A 2,427-nucleotide genomic window follows, 5' to 3' on the forward strand; every position below is an offset into this window, starting at 1 on the left:
CCTCGCCAGCTCCGAAAGCCATTCCCGGTGGGGCTCGCAGACAAATTCGGCCCCTTCGGAAAACCCGCAATCAGTTGAGTGATAGTAGGAAGGCCCGCGCACGTTGGCGTGCATGAGGGGCAGGTCGCCCTGGACCGTAACCGTTTCCGGCTCACGGTCCAGGCCGTTCTTCAGCGTCGAGGCAATGAACTTGTAGTTCGGCGCTTTCAGATCGATGGCGCGGCGGCAGGCGGCCTCGAGCCGTTCGCGCCCGTAGTCCTTGCCCATGCGCAGCACACCCAGACAAGCGCGGTACGCCTGCTGCGGATGCTTGCGCGCGCCCAGCAGGTGCTGGATGACGGCGGAAGTGTGCGGCCCAATGTCGGCGGCCCAGTTGCCCAGCCGTTGCGGGTCACAGCCCTTCACGACGGCCTGGTGTTCCGGTGGCATGTGCGCGTCGATGGTGGTGTGGAAGCGACGGCGGGCACTCTTGCCGTGCGCAGCGATGCGCTGGCCGCGATGGAAGATCTCGACGGTATTGGTCGTGACGCGCACATCGACTTGCTCGCGTGCATAGCGGTACGACACGGAGTAGTAGTGCTGGTCCACTTCGACGTGATAGTCCGGCCCCACGCGAGCGACGATCCAATCTGCGTACTGGTAGGGCGTGTCTGGAAGCGGGCGCAGCGCCGGCCGATCGATTTCCTCGAATACGCTACGGCGCGAGCCCGGCAGCTTCTTGAAGGGCCGGTTGTTCAGATCGACCAGCAACACGGCGACGGCCCGGTTGGCCTCATCAAGGGTAAAGAAGCGCTGGTTTCGCAAGCGCGCGAGAATCCATCGCTGGACCAGGAGTACCGAGAGCTCGGCTTTCGGCTTGTCACGCGGCTTTCTCGGACGCGCTGGGATGATGGCGGTGGAATAATGCCTCGCCATCTCCTGGTAGGTCTGGTTGATCTGTGGTTCGTAGAAGTTGGCCTTGAGCACGCCCGACTTCAGGTTATCGGGGACCAGAATCTCGACTACGCCGTTGTAAAACGCAAAGGCGCGCACATGCGAGCCGATCCAGTCGGGCAGTTTCTGCGTCCACGTCAGCTCAGCGAATGTGTAGCCGGACACGCCGAGCGCCGCAACGAACAGCTCAGCTTCACGGATCTCGCCAGTGTCCGGATTGATGATGCCGAGCTTCTTGCCGGAGTAATCGACAAACAGCTTCTGCCCCGGCATGTGCGTTTGCCGCATCGTCACCGGCAGTCGCTGCGCCCATTCCTGATAGGCCCGGCAGAACCAGCTATAGCCGTATCCGTCCGGATGCTGGGCCCTGTATTCCTGCCACAGCAGGTCCAGCGTCACGCCCGGCTTGCCGATCTCGCGATGTGTCGTCGGCCAGTGCGGCATGCCTCGCGGCAGCGCGCGTGGTGCCGGCGGCGGATATAGCCGGGCCTCGAGTGCCGCGTCGTCGCTCGCCAGTTGTGCTGGCAACGGCCACTCCAGCCCGGCCAGCTTCACCCGGCGCAGGTATTGCCACACAGTCGAGGTCGACGTGCCGATGGCCTGGGCAATTTCCCGATGGGTTCGGTCGCACTCGAAGTGCAGCCGAAGGACTTCACGAATTTTACGCATGGTCAACCTGATGTTTGCCATCCGGCACTCCCGACAAAATTGTCGAGCGTGCCATCGTTGACCCGCGTCGCTGCTACAGCACCTTGCTGTTCGCTTTCGCGTGGAATCCCTGTTCGTTTTGCCGTGGAATCGGCGTTCGGTTTGCCGTGGAATTCATGTTCGCTTTCGCGTGGAATTCACGTTCGATTTGGCGTGGAATATTCACATGAGGCCCAACATTCCCGAGAACCCGCGTGGGCGCAAGGCACCGAAGCGCGGTCGCAGACGGCATTTCGACGCGGCCATCTTCGCGGAGCGCTTCAGCACCATCGAGCGCGTGTTCGCCTGGGAGGACACCTTCCGCCGCCTGCTGCTGCGCTTCGAACGCATCAGTGCCGTGCACTACGCGCTCAAGACGCTCGCCTACACGATGATCAACCTGAGGCACTACTGCCGCAGCTGATCGCGGCCCTCAGGGCGGCCTGTCGCTACTTCGCCGGCGCATTGCGCCATGGCCGCGCACGTCGTTACCATGTCGATCACTTCGCAAATCACACTTCCGCTTCGCGTTGCCTGTCTTGCCAACTCATGCATTTCATGAAACATATGCATTACTGATCAAATGCAACTTCAGTCTGCTTGAAACCCGCAATCAGTTGGTCTCCTGCATATAGCGAACTTCTCAACCCGCTTGCCTATTTGCACCAGAACCATATAGAGCGCCTTCAGGACGTAGTTGAACATCCTCTGTAACGGCAACGTCGGCGGCGGGCCGCGCCGGCCCCGGCTCAGGTGCGGCAAGACAAATTGCCCGAACTGCGCTTCACTCAATTTCGTGGGAATCGC

1 protein-coding gene and 2 pseudogenes are annotated in these 2,427 nt (G+C 61.5%); 1 reads left to right on the forward strand and 2 read right to left on the reverse strand.

The window, feature by feature from the left end:
- Positions 1 to 78 precede the first annotated feature (78 nt).
- Positions 79 to 1,623: pseudogene (gene istA / locus EVC45_RS44160) on the reverse strand (IS21 family transposase); the annotation flags it as partial.
- Between the two features lie 184 nt (positions 1,624 to 1,807).
- On the opposite strand from istA, the gene EVC45_RS44165 reads away from it, so the two are divergent.
- The gene (locus EVC45_RS44165) at positions 1,808 to 2,044 is read left to right on the forward strand and encodes a hypothetical protein (protein ID WP_129964306.1); all 237 of its coding nucleotides are present in this window, start codon (positions 1,808 to 1,810) and stop codon (positions 2,042 to 2,044) included.
- A gap of 167 nt (positions 2,045 to 2,211) precedes the next feature.
- Here EVC45_RS44165 and EVC45_RS46405 read toward each other — a convergent pair.
- A pseudogene (locus EVC45_RS46405) lies at positions 2,212 to 2,427 on the reverse strand (hypothetical protein); the annotation flags it as partial.

This window comes from Paraburkholderia sp. UYCP14C (assembly GCF_004197395.1).
Classification (GTDB): Bacteria; Pseudomonadota; Gammaproteobacteria; order Burkholderiales; family Burkholderiaceae; genus Paraburkholderia.